Origin of the sequence: Bradyrhizobium sp. AUGA SZCCT0158 (assembly GCF_018130065.1) — a bacterium.
Classification (GTDB): domain Bacteria; phylum Pseudomonadota; class Alphaproteobacteria; order Rhizobiales; family Xanthobacteraceae; genus Bradyrhizobium.
In genome coordinates this window covers 1-19,685 of the sequence record NZ_JAFCME010000035.1, presented here as the reverse complement: position 1 = coordinate 19,685, position 19,685 = coordinate 1, and the positions used below count along the sequence as shown (strand labels likewise).

The following is a 19,685-nucleotide window of genomic DNA, read 5'->3' as shown; positions in this document are numbered from 1 at the left end:
CAAGAGCCGCTTTGGAAACACAGCCGCCTTATTGTCGCAGAAACGCCTCGAGCCGGGCGAACAGCGGGTTTTCCCGGTCGAGCACATATTCGAGGGAAGCCACCGAAACCGTATCGGCGCCGTGCTCGCGCAGGAAGCTGCCGAGCGCGTAGAGCTTCGACGGCGGGCAGTGCAGTGTCAGCATGCCCGACGAGGTCGGTCCGCCGAACGGGGCGACGACACCGAAGCGGTTATGCGCCTCGGTCAGCAGCCTGTCGTTGCAACCGGCAAAGCGGGTACGGACTTCGCGATATTTGGCGGCGCGCGCGCGTGCGGCAATGTGATCGAGGATGACGCGCGCGGTCTCGCGCGCCCCGCTCGACCAGTCGGCATCCTTTGAGGCGACGAGATTGGCCTGGCTGCGCAGGATCACGCCGTCGTCAAGCACCTTGAGGCCGTTGGCGACGAGGGTAGCCCCTGTTGTCGTGATATCGACGATCATCTCGGCGGTGCCGACCGCGGGCGCGCCTTCGGTGGCGCCGGCGCTCTCGACGATGCGGTAGTCGACCACGCCGTGGGTGGCAAAGAAGTTCCGGGTCAGGTTGATGTATTTGGTCGCGACCCGCATGCGCCGGTTATGCTGCGCGCGGAAACCCGTCGTGACGTCGTCGAGATCGGCCATGGTGCGGACGTCGATCCAGGCCTGCGGTACCGCGACCACGACATTGGCGCTGCCGAAGCCGAGATTGTCGATCAACAGCACGCGCTTGTCGGCGTCCACGATGCTTTCGCGCAGGAGATCTTCGCCGGTCACGCCAAGATGCACCATGCCGCGGGCGAGCTGCGAGGCAATCTCGCTCGCCGAGAGATAGGCGATCTCGACATTGTCGAGCCCGGAGATCGTGCCGCGATAATCGCGCGCGCCGCGCGGCTTGGCGAGGCTGAGGCCGGCGCGCGAAAAGAACGCCTGGGCTTCTTCCTGCAGGCGGCCCTTGGAGGGAACGGCGAGAACGAAGGGCGCGGTCATGATGCGTTCCCGACCGGTTTGCGGAGTTGCGTCAGGGCTTCGATCCAGACCGAGAAGCCCACCGCCGGGATCGGCGCGGCCGAGCCCAACTGGGTCATCAGCCCGTCATAGCGCCCGCCCGCCACCAGCGGCTCGACGCCGTTGTCCTTGACGCGACCTTTGGCGTGCAGTTCGAACTCGAAGCCGGTGTAATAGTCAAGGCCGCGTCCGAACGACGTCGAAAAACGCGTCAGGCTGGTGTCGATGCCGCGCGCGGCCATGAAGCCGACGCGGCTTTCGAGCTGATCGATCGCCGCCGTCAAATTGAGCCTGGTGTCCTCGGCCAGCGCGCGCAATTGCGCCACCGCGTCATCGGGATCGCCCGCGATGGCAAGAAAGCGCTTGATGGTCGCGAGCGCGTCGCGCGGCAGCGCGCCGCTCTTGAGCGTCGATTGTTCGAGGAAGCGGTCGGCGATTTCGGCAACCGTGCGGCCGCCGACATTGGTGGTGCCGGCGATCGACATCAGGTCGGTGACCAGCGCCAGCGCGGCCTTGCGGTCGGAGCCGGCAAGGGCTGCCAGCACGCCTTCATATTCATTGCGGCCGGGGGCGGTCGCCAGTGTCAGCTGCTCGATGTCCTGGGCGAGGCTGACCTTGCGGTTGAAATCCTTGATCAGCCGCCGCTTCCAGACCGGATAAAGTTCGAGCGCATCGATCAGCGCGGTGAACAGCGCGACGTCGCCGGTGCGGATTTCGACATCGCTCAGGCCGAACGCCGAAGTCGCCTCCAGCGCCAGCGCCAGCATTTCCGCATCCGCCGCGGCGCGATCCTGCCGGCCGAAGGATTCGATGCCGGCCTGCAGGAACTGGCTCGGCTGGCCGTCGCGATAACGGAACACCGGCCCAAGATAGCTGAAGCCCGCGGGCTGGCCGGCACGCCCCGAGGCCAGATAGTCCCGCGCCACCGGAATGGTGAGATCGGGACGAAGGCAAAGCTCCTCGCCGCTGGCGTCGGTGGTCAGATAGAGGCTCTTGCGGATGTCCTCGCCGGAGAGGTCGAGGAACGGCTCGGCCGGCTGCAGAATCGCCGGTTCAGCCTGGGCGTAGCCGGCCTGCGCAAACGACAAAAGCAGCGCGTCCACCCAGGTGGCGGACCCGGCGGCACCATCGATGGCGGCGGTTACGGTCATTTCGCGTCCAAATATCCCGAAAAACGGGTTCCTAGAGGTATTGAGCGTTTGGTGGCGGAGGCCTTAGCATGGCCGGGGCAGGGTTTCGACAGAGATTGGTGTCGTCGCTTAACGCGGGGTTCAATGAGGCTTAACGGCCTCGGCTGGCTAACCCGGCCCGGCCCAGTCGCCGAGCGCGGCCTGCACCAGCGCCAGCGCCGCGACGCCGGCCGTATCGGCGCGCAAAATTCGGGGGCCAAGGGAAAGCCGCAGGGTTCGCGGCTGGCGCAGCAGCAGCGTGCGCTCTTCCTCGGCAAATCCGCCTTCGGGACCGATCAGGATGTCGATGCCGCCAGCCGCCGTTAACCCGTTTTGCAGCGCCTGCAGCGGCGAGGTGGTTTCCGCGGCCTCGTCGCAGAAAACCAGGAGGCGCTCCGGCTGGCGCTGGCTCAGAAAGCGATCGAGCGGCATCGGCTCGGCAACATCGGCGAGACTCAGGATGCCGCATTGCTCGGCGGCCTCGATGACATTGGCGCGCATCCGCTCGCCATTGACCCGCGAGACCTGGGTGAAACGCGTCAACACCGGCTGCAGCTTTGAGGCGCCCATCTCGACCGCCTTCTGCACCATGTAGTCGAGCCGGGCATGCTTTAACGGGGCAAAGACGTAGGCGATGTCGGGCAGGTGGTCCTGCGGCCGGTTCTGGATGAGGATCTCAAGGCTGTCGGCCCGCTTGCGCCCGATAATCTGCGCCTGCCATTCGCCGTCGCGGCCGTTGAACACCAGGATCGATTCGCCGGCGGAAAGCCGCAGCACATTGCCGAGATAATTGCTCTGGTTGCGCTCCAGCGTGACCCTTTCGCCCGGGCTCAAGGGGGCATCGACGAACAGGCGAGGGGCACGAAAATCGAGTTCAGGCATCTGTGATTGTTCCGTTTCGCGCCGGTTTTAGCCTAAAGGGCTAGAATCCGGGGACAATTTAATGATTCGGTGCGGCCCAGCGCCGCGCTGCCGCCTAAATCCACGGGTTGTTAAGGGCCGGCAGGAATCGTAAAAAGCCCCGTCGGAATTGTGCTTCGATCGGAAGTCGCCCGGGCCCTGCTGGACCTTTGCCGGAGAAACACCTTTGAAAATCCGCCGTCTCATTGTGCCGCTGACGATTGCCGTGACCGTTCTCGCGGGGCAGGCCTTTGCGCAGACCCCATTTCCGGCGCCGCTGCCCGGACAGGCCGCACCCGCCGCGGCCAGCAACGCATCGCCGTTTCCGCCGGTGAACGGCGCGGCGCCTGCGGCATCGGTGGGTGGTCCTTCACCGTTCCCGTCGGCCGGAGCCGCCCCTGTCGGGGGCGGTTCGGTATTCGACCGCGGAGCGGCGCCGCCGCCACAAGCCGGCGGCGCGCAAGATGCCTGCATGAAGGCGTTCGTCCCGTTGCGCGAGGAGGCCGAGAAGCGCGGCAAGATGATCAAGGCCGCGAGCGATCGCAAGGCGTCGCCGGACGAGGCCTGCAAGCTGATCGGCAGCTACAGTGTGGCCGAAGTCAAGATGATCAAATATGTCGAGACCAATTCCGCGAAATGCGGAATTCCGCCGCAGATCGCCGAGCAGCTCAAGAACAGCCACAAGAACACCGAAAAAATGCAAAAGCAGGTCTGCACGGTCGCCCAGCAGGGAGCACAGGCGCAGCGAGCGGCAGCTCCAAGCCTGAGCGAAGCGCTCGGCTCGTCGGCGGCGCTGCCCGAGGCGCAAACCGTGCGGAAGGGCGGCAGCACGTTCGATACGCTGAACGGCAACGTTCTCACCCGATGACCGCCTTCCGATGAGCGACGCTACGGCCCGCGTTGCCGACGCCACCGGCAACTGGGTCGATACGCGCGCGCCGTCCTGGTCGCGGCCCTATCTGCGGCTTTCCCGTTTCGACCGGCCGATCGGCTCCTGGCTGTTGCTGATGCCGTGCTGGTGGTCGGCGGCGCTGGCCGCCGGCATCGCGCGCGACGCCAGTCAATTGTGGCTCGTCATCGTGCTGTTCTTCATTGGCGCCTTCGTGATGCGCGGGGCGGGGTGCACCTGGAACGACATCACCGATCGCGATCTCGACGGCAAGGTCGAGCGCACGCGGTCGCGCCCGATTCCGGCCGGACAGGTGAGCGTGCCGCAGGCACTGGCGTGGCTGGTGCTGCAGGCGCTGATCGGGCTCGCCGTGTTGCTGCAGTTCAACCGCTTCGCGATCATGACCGGCATCGCGTCGCTGATCATCGTCGCGGTCTATCCCTTCATGAAGCGCATCACCTGGTGGCCGCAGGTCGTGCTCGGCCTTGCCTTCTCATGGGGCGCCTTGATGGGATTTGCGGTCACGCTCGGACGGATCGATCTGACCGCGCTCGTGCTCTATGCCGGCTCGATCGCCTGGGTGATCGGCTACGACACCATCTACGCGCATCAGGACGCCGAGGACGACGCGCTGATCGGCGTCAAATCCACCGCGCGTCTGTTCGGCGCGGCGACGCATCGGGCGCTGGTCGTGTTCTATACGCTGGCGGTGGTTCTGATCGGCGTCGCGTTGGTGCTGGGCGGGGCGCGATGGCCGGCATGGATCGGGCTGGTCGCATTTGCTGTTCATCTGGTCTGGCAAATCCGGCGGCTCGACATCAGCGATCCCGCGCTGTGCCTGCGCATCTTCAAATCCAACCGCGATGCGGGGCTGCTGCTGTTTGCGGGATTGCTGCTGGATGCGGTGATGCGCTGAAGTGTAGGGTGGGTTAGCGAAGCGTAACCCACCATCTTGATCTTCCGCACAGCGGTGGGTTACGCCTTCGGCTAACCCATCCTACAAAAAAATCTCAATCCCTTGCGATGATCTCGCGTTCGCCCTGATGGATGTTGGCCGGGTTGAGCAGGTCTCCGGCACGCCGGCGCACCAGAAATTTCGGGCGGCGGGCACGGATGGCGTTGTGGCGGCGGCGGCGCTGGGCCGGATCGCGGCGCTTGTCCTCCGGCAATAGCGGAAGCGCGAAGATATCGCTCCACATCTGCCAGGCGGAAGAAAGCTCCTCGGCATCAGAGCTGACGCCAAGCGGAATGTTCAGCGAGGGGTCGCGATGCACCAGCACCAGCATCTGCGCGTCGTCGAGACCGCGCAAAGCCACGCCAAGGAAATCGCTGACGCGAACGTTGACGGCCATCTGCATGCCCTTGACGGCACGGCGCAGCACGACGCGTTCGCGGTGAAGTTCTATCTGCCGCACGCCGCCGTCGGCGCGGGTGTCCTGCGCATCGAAGCGGAGCGGAAGGGAAAGAGGGTCGAGCCGCAATGCGCGGCCCGACCCGGCGGGATTGATCCCGCTTGTTGCTGTTTGACGCCTCACGGCTTTCGTCTCCCCGCCGGAATTATGTTCCCGGTCGATGTGTGAGACCTTAGCCGAGCGGTTTCCGTTTTGGCTTAAAAAGGCTGGTTAACCCGAGGTCACCGGCGCTGCTTCTGCCCGCATGATTGACAAGAGCTTGGCGCGCATGATTGACGAGTCCTTGCTTTGAAGCCGAAAATGATTGGCTTTTGAGGCGTCAAAATGCTTGAAATCCCCGTGAATCAGGCACATCTGATGGGTCGGCTGATTTGTGTCCCAACTCGCTTCAATGTCAGGGATTTTGTTTGTGAACTCTTCACCATCCAAGCCTTCATCTTCCGCGACCTCCGACCTGTTCGACCAGTCGGCGCTCTCGACACTGGCGCAGCAACTGGTCGAAGCCGCCAGGCGCGCCGGCGCTGACGCTGCGGATGCAGTCGCGGTGCGCGGCGTCAGCCAAGGCGTCGAAGTGCGCGATGGCCGCGTCGAGGAATCCGAGCGCTCGGAAGGCGACGATGTCGGATTGCGCGTGCTGGTCGGCCAGCGCCAGGCGGTGGTCTCGACCAACGACATCAGCGGCGATGGCATTTCGAAACTGGCCGAGCGCGCGGTCGCGATGGCGAAGGTCGCACCCGACGACAAATATGTCGGCCTCGCCGATCCTTCACTCCTGGCACGCGAGTTTGCCGATCTCGACCTGCTCGATCGCACGGTTCCCTCGACTTCCGAACTCGAACGCCGCGCCGTAGAAGCGGAGGCCGCGGCGCTTGCGGTCAAGGGCGTGACGCGATCCGGCGGCGCGTCGGCATCGAGCGGCATCGGCGGCATGGTGCTGGTGACTTCGACCGGGTTCCACGGCTCGTATTTGCGATCGAGCCAGGGCATCTCGATGACCGCGATTTCAGGCGAAGGCACCGGCATGGAGCGCGACTACGATTACACGTCGGCGCCGCATGCCTCCGATCTTGCCGCGCCCGAAAGCGTCGGCCGCAAGGCGGGCGAGCGCACGGTGGCGCGCGCCAATCCGCGCAAGGTCGAGACCTGCAAGGTGCCGGTCGTGTTCGATCCGCGGGTGTCGGGATCGCTGGTCGGCCATCTCGTCGGCGCCGTCAACGGCGCCTCGATCGCGCGCAAGACCAGTTTCCTGAAAGACCGCATGGGCGAGCAACTGTTCGCCAAAAACATCCGCATCATCGACGATCCGCTGCGGGTGCGCGGATTGCGTTCGCAGACCTTCGATGCCGAAGGCGTCACGGTGAAGAAGCTCGCGATCATCGACGAGGGCGTGCTGACCTCGTGGCTGCTGGACACCGCGACCGCGCGCGAACTTGGACTGGTCACGACCGGCCATGCGCATCGCGGCGTGTCGTCGTCGCCGTCGCCGGGATCGTACAATCTGCACATGGAGGCGGGCGAGCCGACGCCGGCCGAGTTGATCTCTGACATCAAGCAGGGCTTCTACGTCACCGATTTGATCGGCTCCGGCGTCAACGGCGTCACCGGCGATTACAGCCGCGGCGCGTCCGGCTTCTGGATCGAGAACGGCGAGATCACCTATCCCGTCAGCGAAGTCACGATCGCGGGCCATTTGCTGGCGATCTTCCAATCGCTGACTGCGGCCAACGATCTGGAATTCCGCTATGGCGTCAATGCGCCGACCGTGCGCATCGAGGGTTTGACGCTTGGCGGACGCTGATACGCTTGAAACGACAAAGGCGCGCGACGCCGCGCTGCTGACGGAGACGGTGCGTGAGGCGGGGGCGCTGGCGCTGTCGTTGTTTCGCACTGAATTGAAGAACTGGACCAAGGGCGCCTCGTCGCCGGTGTCGGAAGCCGACATCGCCGTCAACGATCTCGTCGAAAGCCGCCTTCGCGCGGCAACGCCTGATTATGGCTGGCTGTCGGAGGAAAGCGTCGACGACGACACGCGCCTCGGCAAGAAGCTGGTCTGGATCGTCGATCCCATCGATGGCACCCGCGCCTATCTGGCCGGCCGCGAAGACTGGTGCGTGAGCATCGCGCTGGTGGCCGATGCCACGCCGCTGCTGGCGGCGGTGTTCGCACCCGCGACCGACGAATTCTTCTTCGCGGTGCGCGGGCAGGGCGCCACGCGCAACGGCAAGCGCGTGCTGGCGACCGCAGGCACGGATCTGGATTTTTCCCGCATGGCCGGCCCCAAGCCGCTGGTGCAGCGGCTGAGCCCGTCATCCGATGAGATCACGCTGTTTCCGCGAATCGGTTCACTGGCGCTTCGGCTGTGTCGGGTGGCGGACGGCGGCCTGGACGCCGCTTTTGCGGGCGGGCAGAGCCGCGATTGGGACCTTGCGGCGGCGAATTTGATCGTGCACGAAGCCGATGGTAGGATGACGGCGCTCTCGGGGGACACGATTGAGTATAATCGCCGGGAGGTGACGCACGGGGTGCTGGTGGCTGCGGGACGTGATCGGCATGCACGCATTGTCGAGCATTTTCGAATCCGACCGCTGCCCTGAACACGCCGGACCTGCGTCACGGTTCGTCACGCCACTCATCATGCGATACGCCTCAACAACCTTGCTTGCCGGGCACCTCGTTAGGAAAAATCATCATGCCAGATAGTGCCCCGCCGCAACTGCTTCATCTCGTCATCGGCGGCGAGTTGACCGATCTCGAACACATCACCTTCAAGGATCTCGACCAGGTCGATATCGTCGGCGTGTACCCGAATTACGCCACCGCCCATGCGGCCTGGAAGGCGAAGGCGCAACAGACCGTGGACAACGCCCATATGCGCTATTTCGTGGTCCACCTCCACCGGCTGCTCGATCCGGGGCAAGACACCAAGCAGGATACCAAACAAGACGCGAAGCCTGCCCGTTGAAACGATTCCTTCGCGATTTGCTGCGCAGCAGCTGGCTTCAGCGTGCGCTCGGTGTGCTTGCGGCCGAATATCTGCGGCTGGTCTGGCTGACCAACAAGTTCAGCTACGAACCGGCTGACGTCTATGACAAGGTCGAGCCGGTGATGCCGGCGATCCTGGCGTTCTGGCACGGCCAGCATTTCATCACGCCGTTCATCAAGACCAAGGAGAGCCATCGCGCCAAGGTCCTGATCTCGCGGCATCGCGACGGCGAGTTCAACGCCATTGCGGCCGAGCGGCTCGGCATCGGAACCATCAGAGGTTCCGGCGACCATGGCGGCGCCTTCCACCGCAAGGGTGGCGTCGGCGCGTTCCGGGAGATGGTGCAGGCGCTGGAGCAGGGATGGAATGTCGCGACCACCGCCGACGTGCCGAAGCGGGCGCGGGTGGTCGGCCTCGGCCTCATCATGCTGGCGCGGGAGTCCGGGCGGCCGATACTCCCGTTTGCAATGGTGACCAGCCGGTTCATCCGGTTGAAAAATTGGGACTCTTCCACCATCAATTTGCCATTCGGCAGGGGTGCCGTGGTAGGCATTGATGCGGTTTTCGTGCCGCCGGACGCCGACGCAGAGACCATGGAAAAGCTGCGCCAACAGGTAGAGACTTATCTGAACGAAGCGACCCGCCGCGCCTATGCGGCTGTCGGTCGTCCGGAGGCCGCCCTTGGTTAATTCGCTGCCGCTGCCGATGACGTTGCGCGTCTACCGGAGTCTGTCGTCCGCGATGGTGCCGCTGGCGCCTGCGTTCATCAACCGGCGGCTGAAGCTCGGCAAGGAAGATCCGGCGCGCGTCAGTGAGCGCCGCGGCGTGAGCGCCGATGTTCGCCCGGTCGGGCCGCTGGTGTGGATTCACGGCGCCAGCGTCGGCGAGGTGCTGGCCTCGGTAGCGCTGGTCGAGCAGCTGCGGGCGCTGAACCTGCGCATCCTCCTCACCTCGGGCACGGTGACCTCGGCAGCGGTCGTCGCCAAGCGGTTTCCGCCCGACGTTATCCATCAATATGTCCCCTACGACTCGCCGCGCTATGTCGCGCGGTTTCTCGACCATTGGCGTCCGTCGCTGGCGCTGTTCATCGAGTCCGATCTGTGGCCGAATTTGATCCTGTCGAGCGCGGCGCGGCGCGTGCCGATGGTGCTGATCAACGGCCGCATGTCGCCTCGCTCGTTTCCGCGCTGGCGGCGTGTCTCCGGCACCATCTCGGCGCTGCTCGGCCGGTTCGAACTGTGCCTCGCGCAGTCGGAAACCGATGCCGACAGGTTTTCGACACTTGGTTGTCCCAACGTCGTGACCACAGGCAATCTGAAGCTCGACGTTCCCGCACCACCGGCGGATCAAGCCAAGCTGGAGCGGCTGATGGCGATGACGCGCGGCCGTCCGGTCGTCATCGCCGCCTCCACCCATCCCGGCGAGGACGAGATGCTGGCGGAGGCGCACAAGACCCTCGCCGGATACTTTCCGAACCTGCTCACCGTGATCGTGCCGCGGCATCCCGATCGCGGCGAGGCGATCGCGCGCATGGTCGAGGCGTCCGGCCTGCACGCGTCGCTGCGTTCGCGCGAGGAATTGCCGACCGCTGCGACCGACATCTATGTCGCCGACACCATGGGCGAGCTCGGGTTGTTCTACCGGTTGTCGCCGATCGTGTTCATGGGCGGATCGCTGGTCGAACATGGCGGACAAAATCCGATCGAGGCGGTCAAGCTCGGCGCCTCGATCGTCCATGGCCCGCACGTCTTCAATTTCGGCGACGTCTATGAGGCGCTCGATCAGGCCGGCGGCGCGCGAAAGGCTGACACCCAGGAGGCCCTGGTCAAGCAACTCGGTCAGCTGCTCGCCGATCCCAGGGCGCGCGAAGTATCGCTCAAAGCTGCCGAGCGTGTGGTCGAACGGCTCGGCGGCGCGCTGGATCGCACGATGATCGCGCTGGAGCCGTATCTGTTGCAGCTGCGGCTCGAAATGGGAGCCGCGAATGCGTGAGCCGCGCTTCTGGCACGGCCCGCCTTCTCTTCAATCCAACCTGTTGAGCCCGCTCGCTGCCCTCTACGGCGCCATCGCCGCGAGACGGATGCAGCGCGGGGGGCTAGATGCCGGCGTCCCCGTCATTTGTGTTGGCAATTATCACGTCGGCGGCGCCGGCAAGACGCCGACGGTGCTGGCACTGGCGAAGCTGCTCCGCGAGCTCGGCGAAACGCCCGTCGTGCTGAGCCGCGGCTATGGCGGAAAATTGCGCGGGCCGGTGCGGGTCGATCCGGAGCGGCATGCCGCCGCCGATGTCGGCGACGAACCGCTGATGCTGGCGGCGACGCTGCCGGTGGTGGTCGCTCGGCAACGCGCCGACGGCGTTCCGCTGGCGCGTTCGCTGGCGGCGTCCGTGATCCTGATGGATGACGGTTTTCAGAATCCCTCGGTCGCCAAGGATGCCTCGCTGATCGTGATCGACGCCGGCCGCGGCCTCGGCAACGGGCAGGTGTTTCCCGCAGGCCCGTTGCGCGCGCCGCTAAAGCCGCAACTGGCGCGCACCGATGCGCTCATCATCGTCGGCAACGGTACGGCGGCCGACCGCGTTGCGGCCGATATCGCCGCGCAGGACAAGCCGGTGCTGCGCGCGCGCCTTGTGCCGAACCAGGATTCGGTGGCTTCGCTGCGCGGCAAGCGCGTGCTGGCCTTCGCCGGCATCGGCGATCCCGCAAGATTTTTTGGCACGCTGACGGCAACCGGCTTTGAAGTGGTCCGGCAGCACGCCTTCGCCGATCACCACGCGTTCTCCAGGGCCGAGATCGACAGCCTGATCGCCGAGGCCGGCCGCGACGCGCTGACGCTGGTGACGACGGAAAAGGATCTGGCGCGGCTGAGAGTCGGCGGCGGATTGCCGGATTGGGCGAAAGCGATCGTGCCGTTCGCGGTGACGCTGGAGTTTGAGGACGGCGCGAAGCTGAAGAGGTTCGTGACCGATCAACTCTTCAAGGCGCGCGAGAAGAAATTTGCGTCGTCGTCCCGGGCTTGACCCGGGACCCATAACCACCGTCGTCAGTTGTTGAAGCGGGCTGGAGTTCCAGCCTGACATAACCACGAAGAGCTGTGGTTATGGGTCCCGGGTCAAGCCCGGGACGACAAATAATTCACCCCTGCGTCTTCAGCGCGCCGGGAAAATGCCGCTGCAGCACGGCTGATGGCACCGAATAGGCTTCCTGCAGATCGACGCTCCAGTATTTCAACTCGTCGAGCGGGATCCGCACATCCGATATCGCGCAGCGCACATAGGTTCCCGGCGAGACCACGCGGAAATCGCCATCCAGATATTGCACCTGCGCTTCGCCATGTCCCGAGGGACCGAATTTATTCAGCACCGCAAACTCTCCGACAGGTCGGCCATTTCACAGGCCGACTAAAGTGTATTTTCCAAATCCGATCTATCACAGATAGGCTGGGCTGTCCGCTCCCGAAACCCACCCGCAAGAAACCACCTGCAAGAAAACCACCTGATTGTGATGAATTTTCGCCGATCGCGCGTGATAACCTCCTGATTATGTTCGCTTTGCCCCGAGCGCCAGTTTGACCCGGCGAAATCAGATGCGCCCAGCGACACTGCTATTCCTGACGCTGTTCGCCGCGGCCTGCGCAGCCGTGCCGCGCGCCGCTTCGGGCGCGCCACTGCCGGCCCCCAAACAGGTCGATATCCCCGCGCCAAAACTCAACTTGCACGCCCAGCTCTACAGGCCTGACGGTGACGGGCCGTTTCCCACCGTGATCGCGCTGCATGGCTGCGGCGGCCTGAGTGGACATTCCGAGCCGGTGCTGCCGCGCTACCGCGACTGGGTCGAACAACTATTGAAGGCGGGACATGCGGTGGTGCTGCCGGACAGCTACGGTTCGCGCGAACTCGGCCCGCAATGCCGCGACAAGGAGCGCCGGGTGCTGGCGCGCCGCGAGCGGGTGGCCGATATCGTGGCGACGCGGCGATGGCTGGCGCAGCAGGCCTGGGTCGCGCAGGATCGCGTCAGCCTGATGGGATGGGCGAACGGGGCCAGCGCGCTGTTGTGGGCGGTGCGTCCGCAAGCCTGGCGCCACGACGGGCCGGATTTCCGCTCGGCGGTCGCCTTCTATCCGGACTGCCGGATCTCCGCCGGCCTCGGCTGGAGCGCGCGGATGCCGACGCTGCTGTTGATCGGCGCCAAGGACGATGTCAGTTCGCCATCGGCCTGCCGCCAGATGGTTGACGGTGCCCGCGGCCGCAGCGCGCTGGCGCGGATCGAAATCTATCCCGGCGCGCCGCACGATTTCGACCGCGCCAATCTGCCGCTCCGCGCGCTCAGCAGCGGCGACGCCGGCCAGCCGGAGCGCGGCCACATCGGCACCGATGCGGCGGCGCGCTCGGACTCGCAAAAGCGCGTGGCGGAATGGCTGGCAAGGTGAGCGAGAGCGACGTAGCGCGGTGTCTCTGCTCCCTCGCCCCGCTCTTGCGGGGAGAGGTAAGGAAGGCGCATCGCTCGCCTAAAACAAACTGCCCTGATCGACCGGCTTGACCACCCGCTTGGGCGCAAGCGTCTTGGTTTCCCGCCGGGCAAGGGTCGGCTGGCTGGTCGGCGCTGACGTCGCCGCCGGCCGGTCCGCATCCGCCGTCGCCGCGACGCGGCCATCGGCGAATTCGATCGACAGAGGTGCGCCCGGGCCGATGGTCGCTGCGGCATGCACGGCGTGGCCGTGTTCGTCGCGCACCAGGGCAAACCCGCGCGCCAGCACGCCACGATAGGACAGCGCCGACAGCAACTGGCCGCTATGGGCGACGCGGGCGTTGAGCCGCGTCATCGCGGTCAGCAGCGCGCGGCGCGCGCGCTCGGCGAGGCGTTGCGTGCGTTCGCGGTCGCGCGCGATCGCGTTGCGCTGCGCTTGCGCGTTGGAAAGTTTCGAGGCTTTCAGCCTGACTTCAAGCCCGGCAAAGCGATCGCGCCGGCTTCGCAGCAGCGCGCGCGCGGAAAGCGTGATGCGCTCGCCGGATACGATCAGGCGCTGCCTGGCGTGCGCGACCTGTCCGCGCAGCACCTTCAGTGTCAAGCCGGCGCTGAGCTGCGAGAAGCGGCGGTGATGCGCGTTGGTGTTGGCTTTCAAGCCGCGGGGCAGGGCGCTGCCCGCGCTGTCGAGCCGCTGCCGCGGGATCGCCAATAGTTCGCTGGCCGCAGGCAGCGCGCGGGCCGCGGCGCGCAATTCATTGCGCCGACTTTCCTGGCCGCGCAGCCAGCACACCATGGTGCGGCGCGCCAGGCCGGCGACCTCGACCAGCAATTCGCTGCGCACCGGCACGGCCATTTCGGCGGCCGCCGTCGGCGTCGGCGCGCGCTTGTCGGCGGCAAAATCGATCAGCGTGATGTCGGTCTCGTGCCCGACCGCGGAGATCAGCGGGATCATGCTCTCGGCCGCGGCGCGAACCACGATCTCCTCGTTGAACGACCACAAATCCTCCAATGAGCCGCCGCCGCGCGCGACGATCAGCAGATCCGGCCGCGGAATTTTGCCACCCTCGGGCAGCGCGTTGAAACCGCGGATCGCGGCGGCAACCTGTTCGGCGGAGCCTTCGCCCTGGACCTTCACCGGCCACACCAGCACGCGGCGCGGAAAGCGGTCTTCGAGGCGGTGCAGGATGTCGCGGATCACGGCGCCGGTCGGTGAGGTCACGATGCCGATCACTTCCGGCAGCCACGGCAGCAATTGCTTGCGCGCTTCGTCGAACAGGCCCTCGGCGCCGAGTTTCTTCTTGCGCTCTTCCACCAGCGCCATCAGCGCGCCGATGCCGGCGGGCTCGATGGCTTCGATGACGATCTGGTATTTCGACGAGCCCGGATAGGTGGTGAGCTTGCCGGTCGCGATCACCTCGAGCCCTTCCTGCGGCTTGAACCGCATTCGGGAATGCACGCCCTTCCAGATCACAGCCTCGATCTTGGCGCTCTCGTCCTTCAGCGCGAAATAGCAGTGGCCGGAGGAATGCGGCCCGCGGAAGCCCGAAATTTCGCCGCGCACCCGGACATGGCCATAGGCGTCCTCCACCGTCCGCTTCAGGGCGGAGGAGAGTTCCGAGACGGTGAATTCGGGCGCGTTGAGCAGTGGTTCGGTGGCAGGCATCTCGTCAATCGAATCAGGCTTTTGGGGCTCCTACGCAAGGTAGGGACTTTTGCTTATCCCCGCCAATCTCCGCCCAATTGTGTGATGTTTCAGGTAATATAGTAGTGATGATTTGTCCGTCGGCGGAAAACCGGATTGCGGGCGGAAAAGTCATCTTGGCTCCGGACAAGTGCCATCCTGCTGGAGGCTGCTCTTGCCGTCCGTGAAGGTTTTGTGCGACCTGCTCGACTTGTCGTTCCCACAACTGGCTCCAGTCATGAACATCCTCCTGCTCGGTTCCGGCGGCCGCGAACATGCCCTGGCATGGAAGATCGCCGCATCTCCGCTGCTGACGAAGCTCTGGTGCGCGCCGGGCAATGCCGGCATCGCCAAGGATGCCGAATGCGTCGCGCTCGACATCACCGACCATCCGGCCGTGATCGATTTCTGCAAGGCGCACAAGGTGGATTTCGTCGTGGTCGGCCCCGACGCGCCGATCGCCGCCGGGATCGTCGACGATCTCAACGCCGCCGGCTTCAAGGCGTTCGGGCCCACCCAGGCCGCGGGCCGGCTCGAGAGTTCGAAAACCTTCACCAAGAATCTCTGCCGCGCCAACAACATTCCGACCGCGGCCTATGAGCATTTCACCGAGGCCGCGAAGGCAAAAGCCTATATCCGCAAGCAGGGCGCGCCGATTGTGATCAAGGCCGATGGTCTGGCCGCCGGCAAGGGCGTCGTCGTGGCGATGAGCGAGGCCGAAGCGCTTGACGCCGTCGACATGATGTTCGGCGGCGGGTTCGGCGACGCAGGCGCCGAGGTCGTGGTCGAGGAATTCATGGTGGGCGAGGAGGCCTCGTTCTTTGCGCTGTGCGACGGCGAACACGCGCTGCCGCTGGCGACCGCGCAGGACCACAAGCGCGCCTTCGACGGCGACCAGGGCCCGAACACCGGCGGCATGGGCGCCTATTCGCCGGCGCCGGTCATGACGGACGCGATGTGCGCCCGCGTCATGGAGGAGATGATCCATCCGACGCTGCGTGCGATGAAGGCGATGGGATCGCCCTACAAGGGCGTGCTGTTTGCCGGCGTGATGGTGACCAAGGACGGCCCGAAACTCGTCGAATACAACGCCCGGTTCGGCGATCCGGAAACCCAGGTGCTGATGTTGCGGATGATGTCCGATATCTTGCCGGCGCTGATCGCCAGCGCCGACGGGCAATTGAAGAATTTCAGCCTGCGCTGGTTCGACGATGCGGCGCTGACCGTGATCATGGCGACGAAAGGTTATCCCGGCAGCTATGGCAAGGGCTCGGTGATCTCAGGTCTCGACGACGCAGCAAAAGTCGAGGGCGTCGAAATCTTCCACGCCGGGACGATCGAGAAAGACGGAAAAATTCTCGCCAGCGGCGGCCGCGTGCTGAACGTCTGCGCCATGGGCAAGACGGTGACCGAGGCGCAGCAGCGCGCCTATGCGGCCGTCGATCGCATCAACTGGCCGGAAGGTTTTTGCCGCCGCGACATCGGCTGGCAGGCGGTGGCGCGGGAGCGCTGACGCCGCCTGCAATCCGCGCAACGCATCTCCGCGCTTTGGCCCTCTGGACACGCAGATGTTGCGATGTCCAAAATCGCCTCAAAACGGAGGAGCGTCCCGATGGCGATTATCGATTCCCAGGTCCATGCCTATGAGGCCAACACGCCGAAGCGGCCCTGGGCCACGGTGCCGAACTGGCCCGATCACGTCACCGGCGACGAGATGGTGGCGGCGATGGACAAGGTCGGCGTCGACGGCGCGATCTTCATCTCCGCCTTCTCGATGTACCGCTACGACGCCAGCTATGCCGTGGAAGTGGCGCGCGCCCATCCCACCCGGCTCGCCATCGTCAAGCCGGTCGACCCCGATGATCCCAACGTCGCCGACGTCGTCGCCGACTGGAAGAAGACGCCGGGCGCGGTCGGCATCCGGATCATGCTGACCAAGGAGAACAAGCGCGAGCCCGGTCATCCCGGCATCGACCGCATCGCACGCGCGGCCGTTCAACATGATTTTCCGGTCAACCTGCTGTGCTGGGATAATCTCGACGCCGGCACGGCGCTGGTCGATCGTCATCCCGACACGCGCTTCATCCTCGACCATCTCGGCATCCTTCAGCCGCGCACGCCGCCGGCGCCCGCGCAGCCCTGGTCCCCTTGGGCCGAACTGCCCAAGGTGCTGGCGCTCGCCAAACGCAAGAACGTGGTGATCAAGGTCAGCGGCGCCTGCACGCTGTCCAAGGAGCCGTATCCGTTTCCTGACATCTGGGACCCGCTGGCCCGCGTGTTCGACGCCTGGGGTTTCGATCGTTGCCTGTGGGGCACCGACTGGACCCGCGCCTTCGCCGTCGTCAATTACGAGCAGGCCGTCACGCCCTTCCTCAAGACGGATCGCCTCAGCGAGACCGAGCGGGCGATGCTGATGGGCGGTGCCTGCGCCAAGGCCTATCGCTGGTCGCCGAAGAAGGGTTAGCGCATTTCAACAGCGGCCCTAGCCCGGGGATTGCTTCCCATTGACCATCGAAAGAACCGTACCGGCGAGATCGGCGGGAGAATTCACCAGTTGGTCTGCGCCCGCCGTCTCAAGTTCGTCCCTCGTGCCATAACCCCAGAGCACGCCAAGACCGCGCATCCCGGCCGCGTGGGCGCCGGAAACATCATGCCGGCGATCCCCGACCATCAGGCTGCGAGACGGCGCAAGACCGTGCCTGGACAGGATATGGGCGAGCAGCTCGGGCTTGTGATCCAGCTCGCCGCTCGGCACGGAGCCATGGATGCCATCGAAGTAGCTGGCAAACCCCAGATGCTCCAGAATGCGGCTCGCGAAGATCTCCCGCTTCGAGGTCGCGAGATAGACCCGCAATCCGCATCGCTTCATCTCTGCAAGGCAGTTGCCAATTCCCGGATAGGGCACGCTGCCGAGAAACCCGCTTTCACCGTAGTACTGACGATAGGCCGTGACTGCTTCACCGACCCGGTCGTCTCCGTATGACTGCAGCAGGGTTTGCATGATCTCTTCGAGTGGCGGCCCGATGATGCGTTTTATGTCGGGGGTTTCATCCGGTTCATGTCCAAGGGCGCGCAGCGCCGCCAGACAGCTTGCCGAAATGCCGGGATACGAATCGATCAAGGTGCCGTCGAGGTCCAGAAGAACGGAGCACGTCATGATACAAAGCTAGCGGCCAAAGCAAACCTGTACAAGTTCGCTTGATTTCGTTGCTGCGTCGGCTCATTCGCGGCAAGGCAATGCAGCGGCAAGTCCGGCCATGTCGCGGTGAGGTCTCATCCGGCGCAGCCACCGTCCCCCCGTTTCCCGTTACTAGCCTAAGCCGATCCGATGGCTTATTCTGAAGCCCGGGGCAGGCAATGACACCACGTTCTGCAGCAGGCGGCGGATCGAAAAAGCCGCAAAGCCGTACGGCGAAGCCGCGAAAGCGGATCATTGCGCCAAAGGTGGCGCGCGCTTCCAGGTCAGCGAAAACGGACGCCGAAAATCCAGCGCAAACCGAAGTCGAACGACTCGCCCTCGAACTTCTGCAAGCCAGAGAGCGCCAGGCCGCGACATCCGAGGTCCTGAGCCTCATCGCCGACGCGCCGACCGATCTTGCGCCGGTATTCGACCGGATCGTCAGGAACGCAGCGCGGCTCTGCCAGAGCGTGCTGAGCGCCGTCTACCGCCGGGACGGGGACCACGTCCACCTGGTCGCGCACGATCAGTTCTCTCCGGCATCGGTGGCGGCGGTGCGCAAAGCCTACCCGGCTCCGCTCACCAGCAAGAACCTGATCTCGGTCGCGATCCGCGAGCGCCGCGTCGTGCATGAGCCGGATGTGCTGGTCTCCGGCGGCTACAGCGAACTGCAGAAGACATCGGGCTATCGCAGCATCCTGATCGTGCCGATGCTGCGCGACGAGGTCGCGATCGGCGCCATCGCGGTGATGCGCCTGGAGCCGCAATTATTCCCCAAGGCGCAGGTCGAGCTCCTGAAGACCTTTGCCGGCCAGGCGGTCATCGCCATCGAGAACACGCGGCTGTTCACGGAAGTGCAGGAACGCACCAGGCAGCTGTCGCAATCGCTTGACGATTTGCGCGCCGCGCAGGGCAGTCTGGTACAGACCGAGAAACTGGCCGCGCTGGGACGGCTGGTGGCGGGCGTTGCGCACGAGATCAACACCCCCGTCGGCACCAGCCTCACCGTGGCCTCGGCATTGATCAACAAGACCAAGCGGTTTGAAGCCGATGTCGCCAAGGGTGACGTGCGCCGCTCGACGCTCTCGGAGTTCATTGCGGCCAGCCGCGAGGCGGCGTCGCAGATCATGTTCAATCTTGGCAACGCGGTCGAACTGATCCAGTCGTTCAAGCAGGTTGCAGCCGATCGCAACGTTTCGGACCGCAGGCGCTTCGATCTCGGCGAGGTGACCGAGCAGGTCGTCGGGGGATTGCGGTTCGGGCTGCGAGGTCAAAACCTGACGGTCGCCGTCGAATGCGAACCCGATCTTGTCATGAATAGCTATCCCGGACCTTACGGCCAGGTGCTCACCAATCTGGTTCTCAACTCCGCGGCGCATGCCTTTCCGGACGGCGGCGGGGGATCGGTCCATATTGCGGCGCAGGCTTCGGGCAAGGGCAATGTCGAGGTGCTGTTTTCAGACGACGGCTGCGGCATGAGCCCGGAGGTCAAGCGCCAGGTGTTCGACCCGTTTTTCACCACCCGGCGCGACCAGGGCAACACCGGCCTCGGATTGCACATCGTGCATAACATCGTGACCAATCGTCTGGGCGGCCGGATCCATCTGGAAACCAGACCCGGCATGGGCACGAAAATCCAGATCATCATGCCGCGCGAAGCGCCGCGGGAGTCGGTGACGGAATAGTGTGCGTCGACGCGGCGAGATCGCGAAGCGGTGTTTGCAATGACCCATCCACGTCGTCCCGGACAAGCGAAGCGCGATCCGGGACCCATACGCCGCGGCCCATCGGTGAGAGCGCAGGTCTTGGACACCTTCTGCAAACAATGAGGGCCGCGGCGTATGGGTCCCGGCTCAAGGCCGGGACGACGTCGCTGCGCTCGCGACGACGATTGACTGCGACAAAGTAACCCGACGGGCAAAATTCCACTTCCCTCGTCGGGCAAATCAGCGGTTTGAATCGTCGCGTCCCGCCCGACAAGAG

General features: G+C 65.0%; 19 protein-coding genes. 12 read left to right on the top strand and 7 right to left on the bottom strand.

The window, feature by feature from the left end:
• Positions 1-28: 28 nt before the first annotated feature.
• From hisG to JQ574_RS31205, 3 genes are all read right to left on the bottom strand, one after another.
• Positions 29-1,006 carry an ATP phosphoribosyltransferase gene (hisG, locus tag JQ574_RS31215; protein WP_212209644.1) on the bottom strand — a complete coding sequence of 326 codons (978 nt, stop codon included), beginning with the start codon at positions 1,004-1,006 and terminating at the stop codon, positions 29-31.
• Entirely contained in the window at positions 1,003-2,175 is a 1,173-nt protein-coding gene (locus tag JQ574_RS31210) for an ATP phosphoribosyltransferase regulatory subunit (protein ID WP_212209645.1), read from the bottom strand. The genes hisG and JQ574_RS31210 overlap by 4 nt, the downstream gene beginning before the upstream one ends.
• Before the next feature lie 147 nt (positions 2,176-2,322).
• On the bottom strand, positions 2,323-3,075 hold the full coding sequence (locus tag JQ574_RS31205) for a 16S rRNA (uracil(1498)-N(3))-methyltransferase (RefSeq protein WP_212209646.1): 753 nt from the start codon (positions 3,073-3,075) through the stop codon (positions 2,323-2,325).
• A 205-nt stretch (positions 3,076-3,280) separates the two neighbouring features.
• Here JQ574_RS31205 and JQ574_RS31200 point away from each other — a divergent pair, with 205 nt between their 5' ends.
• Both JQ574_RS31200 and ubiA read left to right on the top strand, forming a co-directional pair.
• Positions 3,281-3,961: a hypothetical protein gene (locus JQ574_RS31200; RefSeq protein ID WP_212209647.1), complete on the top strand. Its 681-nt coding sequence runs from the start codon at positions 3,281-3,283 to the stop codon at positions 3,959-3,961.
• A gap of 10 nt (positions 3,962-3,971) precedes the next feature.
• The gene (gene ubiA / locus JQ574_RS31195) at positions 3,972-4,898 is read left to right on the top strand and encodes a 4-hydroxybenzoate octaprenyltransferase (protein ID WP_212209648.1); all 927 of its coding nucleotides are present in this window, start codon (positions 3,972-3,974) and stop codon (positions 4,896-4,898) included.
• Positions 4,899-4,992: 94 nt separating this feature from the next.
• Here the strand turns inward: ubiA and JQ574_RS31190 are convergent, their stop codons facing one another.
• Positions 4,993-5,517, bottom strand: a complete 525-nt coding sequence (locus tag JQ574_RS31190) for a DUF6101 family protein (RefSeq protein ID WP_212209649.1) — start codon at positions 5,515-5,517, stop codon at positions 4,993-4,995.
• 268 nt (positions 5,518-5,785) lie between these two features.
• Here JQ574_RS31190 and JQ574_RS31185 point away from each other — a divergent pair, with 268 nt between their 5' ends.
• The 6 genes from JQ574_RS31185 to lpxK all read left to right on the top strand — a co-directional run bounded on the left by JQ574_RS31185 (position 5,786) and on the right by lpxK (position 11,396).
• Positions 5,786-7,192, top strand: a complete 1,407-nt coding sequence (locus JQ574_RS31185) for a TldD/PmbA family protein (protein WP_212209650.1) — start codon at positions 5,786-5,788, stop codon at positions 7,190-7,192.
• Positions 7,179-7,988 carry a 3'(2'),5'-bisphosphate nucleotidase CysQ gene (locus tag JQ574_RS31180; protein WP_212209651.1) on the top strand — a complete coding sequence of 270 codons (810 nt, stop codon included), beginning with the start codon at positions 7,179-7,181 and terminating at the stop codon, positions 7,986-7,988. The genes JQ574_RS31185 and JQ574_RS31180 overlap by 14 nt, the downstream gene beginning before the upstream one ends.
• 95 nt (positions 7,989-8,083) lie before the next feature.
• Complete coding sequence (locus tag JQ574_RS31175) at positions 8,084-8,356, top strand: DUF4170 domain-containing protein (RefSeq protein ID WP_211993617.1); 273 nt, start codon at positions 8,084-8,086, stop codon at positions 8,354-8,356.
• The gene (locus JQ574_RS31170; protein ID WP_212209652.1) at positions 8,353-9,066 is read left to right on the top strand and encodes a lysophospholipid acyltransferase family protein; all 714 of its coding nucleotides are present in this window, start codon (positions 8,353-8,355) and stop codon (positions 9,064-9,066) included. The genes JQ574_RS31175 and JQ574_RS31170 overlap by 4 nt, the downstream gene beginning before the upstream one ends.
• Positions 9,029-10,369: a 3-deoxy-D-manno-octulosonic acid transferase gene (locus tag JQ574_RS31165; RefSeq protein ID WP_212209653.1), complete on the top strand. Its 1,341-nt coding sequence runs from the start codon at positions 9,029-9,031 to the stop codon at positions 10,367-10,369. Before JQ574_RS31170 ends, JQ574_RS31165 begins: the two co-directional genes overlap by 38 nt.
• A complete protein-coding gene (gene lpxK / locus JQ574_RS31160; protein ID WP_212209654.1) occupies positions 10,362-11,396 on the top strand; it encodes a tetraacyldisaccharide 4'-kinase in 1,035 nt (344 codons plus the stop codon). The genes JQ574_RS31165 and lpxK overlap by 8 nt, the downstream gene beginning before the upstream one ends.
• Before the next feature lie 115 nt (positions 11,397-11,511).
• On the opposite strand, the gene JQ574_RS31155 is transcribed toward lpxK, so the two are convergent.
• A complete protein-coding gene (locus tag JQ574_RS31155; protein WP_212209655.1) occupies positions 11,512-11,739 on the bottom strand; it encodes a DUF2093 domain-containing protein in 228 nt (75 codons plus the stop codon).
• 223 nt (positions 11,740-11,962) lie between these two features.
• On the opposite strand from JQ574_RS31155, the gene JQ574_RS31150 reads away from it, so the two are divergent.
• Positions 11,963-12,805: a dienelactone hydrolase family protein gene (locus JQ574_RS31150; RefSeq protein WP_212209656.1), complete on the top strand. Its 843-nt coding sequence runs from the start codon at positions 11,963-11,965 to the stop codon at positions 12,803-12,805.
• Positions 12,806-12,883: 78 nt separating this feature from the next.
• On the opposite strand, the gene xseA is transcribed toward JQ574_RS31150, so the two are convergent.
• Positions 12,884-14,506, bottom strand: a complete 1,623-nt coding sequence (gene xseA, locus JQ574_RS31145) for an exodeoxyribonuclease VII large subunit (RefSeq protein ID WP_212209657.1) — start codon at positions 14,504-14,506, stop codon at positions 12,884-12,886.
• 256 nt (positions 14,507-14,762) lie between these two features.
• Here xseA and purD point away from each other — a divergent pair, with 256 nt between their 5' ends.
• Together purD and JQ574_RS31135 are read left to right on the top strand one after the other, a co-directional pair.
• The gene (gene purD / locus JQ574_RS31140; RefSeq protein ID WP_212209658.1) at positions 14,763-16,037 is read left to right on the top strand and encodes a phosphoribosylamine--glycine ligase; all 1,275 of its coding nucleotides are present in this window, start codon (positions 14,763-14,765) and stop codon (positions 16,035-16,037) included.
• Positions 16,038-16,136: 99 nt separating this feature from the next.
• Entirely contained in the window at positions 16,137-16,988 is an 852-nt protein-coding gene (locus JQ574_RS31135) for an amidohydrolase (RefSeq protein ID WP_212209659.1), read from the top strand.
• A gap of 18 nt (positions 16,989-17,006) precedes the next feature.
• Here the strand turns inward: JQ574_RS31135 and JQ574_RS31130 are convergent, their stop codons facing one another.
• Positions 17,007-17,681, bottom strand: coding sequence for an HAD hydrolase-like protein (locus JQ574_RS31130; RefSeq protein WP_212384151.1), 675 nt, complete (start codon positions 17,679-17,681; stop codon positions 17,007-17,009).
• A gap of 200 nt (positions 17,682-17,881) precedes the next feature.
• Here JQ574_RS31130 and JQ574_RS31125 point away from each other — a divergent pair, with 200 nt between their 5' ends.
• The gene (locus tag JQ574_RS31125; protein WP_212209660.1) at positions 17,882-19,387 is read left to right on the top strand and encodes a HAMP domain-containing sensor histidine kinase; all 1,506 of its coding nucleotides are present in this window, start codon (positions 17,882-17,884) and stop codon (positions 19,385-19,387) included.
• Positions 19,388-19,685 lie beyond the last annotated feature (298 nt).

Excerpts from the sequence above, each read along its gene's own strand:
- JQ574_RS31185 (WP_212209650.1), top strand. The coding sequence starts at position 5,786 with ATGTCAGGGATTTTGTTTGTGAACTCTTCACCATCCAAGCCTTCATCT.
- JQ574_RS31205 (WP_212209646.1), bottom strand. The coding sequence starts at position 3,075 with ATGCCTGAACTCGATTTTCGTGCCCCTCGCCTGTTCGTCGATGCCCCC.
- JQ574_RS31175 (WP_211993617.1), top strand. The coding sequence starts at position 8,084 with ATGCCAGATAGTGCCCCGCCGCAACTGCTTCATCTCGTCATCGGCGGC.
- JQ574_RS31210 (WP_212209645.1), bottom strand. The coding sequence starts at position 2,175 with ATGACCGTAACCGCCGCCATCGATGGTGCCGCCGGGTCCGCCACCTGG.
- purD (WP_212209658.1), top strand. The coding sequence starts at position 14,763 with ATGAACATCCTCCTGCTCGGTTCCGGCGGCCGCGAACATGCCCTGGCA.
- xseA (WP_212209657.1), bottom strand. The coding sequence starts at position 14,506 with ATGCCTGCCACCGAACCACTGCTCAACGCGCCCGAATTCACCGTCTCG.
- JQ574_RS31125 (WP_212209660.1), top strand. The coding sequence starts at position 17,882 with ATGACACCACGTTCTGCAGCAGGCGGCGGATCGAAAAAGCCGCAAAGC.
- JQ574_RS31130 (WP_212384151.1), bottom strand. The coding sequence starts at position 17,681 with ATGACGTGCTCCGTTCTTCTGGACCTCGACGGCACCTTGATCGATTCG.
- JQ574_RS31135 (WP_212209659.1), top strand. The coding sequence starts at position 16,137 with ATGGCGATTATCGATTCCCAGGTCCATGCCTATGAGGCCAACACGCCG.
- JQ574_RS31165 (WP_212209653.1), top strand. The coding sequence starts at position 9,029 with ATGCGGCTGTCGGTCGTCCGGAGGCCGCCCTTGGTTAATTCGCTGCCG.
- lpxK (WP_212209654.1), top strand. The coding sequence starts at position 10,362 with ATGCGTGAGCCGCGCTTCTGGCACGGCCCGCCTTCTCTTCAATCCAAC.
- ubiA (WP_212209648.1), top strand. The coding sequence starts at position 3,972 with ATGAGCGACGCTACGGCCCGCGTTGCCGACGCCACCGGCAACTGGGTC.
- JQ574_RS31150 (WP_212209656.1), top strand. The coding sequence starts at position 11,963 with ATGCGCCCAGCGACACTGCTATTCCTGACGCTGTTCGCCGCGGCCTGC.
- hisG (WP_212209644.1), bottom strand. The coding sequence starts at position 1,006 with ATGACCGCGCCCTTCGTTCTCGCCGTTCCCTCCAAGGGCCGCCTGCAG.